The organism is Cognatiluteimonas weifangensis (genome assembly GCF_003416885.1).
Lineage (GTDB): Bacteria > Pseudomonadota > Gammaproteobacteria > Xanthomonadales > Xanthomonadaceae > Cognatiluteimonas > Cognatiluteimonas weifangensis.
Genome location: NZ_QVPD01000027.1, coordinates 1 through 638, shown reverse-complemented (window position 1 = coordinate 638; position 638 = coordinate 1). Strand labels below are relative to the sequence as shown.

Below are 638 nucleotides of genomic sequence, written 5' to 3'. Positions count from 1 at the left end.
AAGCCGATGAGGACGTTGTTCTGGATGGCGAGCCTGTTGGTGGAGTCGCCCTCGATGGCGCCGATGAGGACGCCGCCCTGGCCGGTGATGGTGTTGTGGCGGACAGTGGCGGTGTTGTTCTGGGTGAACACCAGTTGCAGGGTGTTGCCGCCGGCGCGGCAGTTGTCGTCGGCGAGCATGTAGTCGCGGCCCTGGAAGTAGGCGCAGGAGCTGACGAGGAGGGAGTTTTCGACGAGGGCGTTGCCTTTGACCTTGGCCTGGTTGCCGGCGTTGGCGACGGCATAGACGCGGCGCAGGGTGACGCTGGTGGTGGGGGCGCCGTCGGCGTAGCGGAAGTCCAGGCCGTCGGAGGTGTTGTGGTGGACGAAGGCATCCTCGACGAGCCACTGGCCGCCGGTGGCGGCGGTGCCCAGGCCGTCGCCGTAGCCGCCGGTTTGCTGGGCCCAGCAGGCCCAGGGTTCGCCGGTGGCGACGCGTTCGCCGCAGCCGTTCCAGGCGATTTCGATGTCGCGCAGGATGATCTTGCCGGAGTTGGAGCTGGCGGAGCCGAGGTCGCCGTTCCAGCCGACGCGGCCGTTCTTGTTGATGCGGACGCGTTCGACGGTCCAGTCGGTGAGGCCGCCGGCCTGGATGCCGCG

The 638-nt window shown here is 68.5% G+C and carries 1 protein-coding gene; it reads right to left on the bottom strand.

From position 1 onward, the window contains the following. Positions 1–638 (bottom strand): hypothetical protein (locus tag D0Y53_RS12920; protein ID WP_158550657.1); only part of this gene is annotated, 638 nt, incomplete at both ends.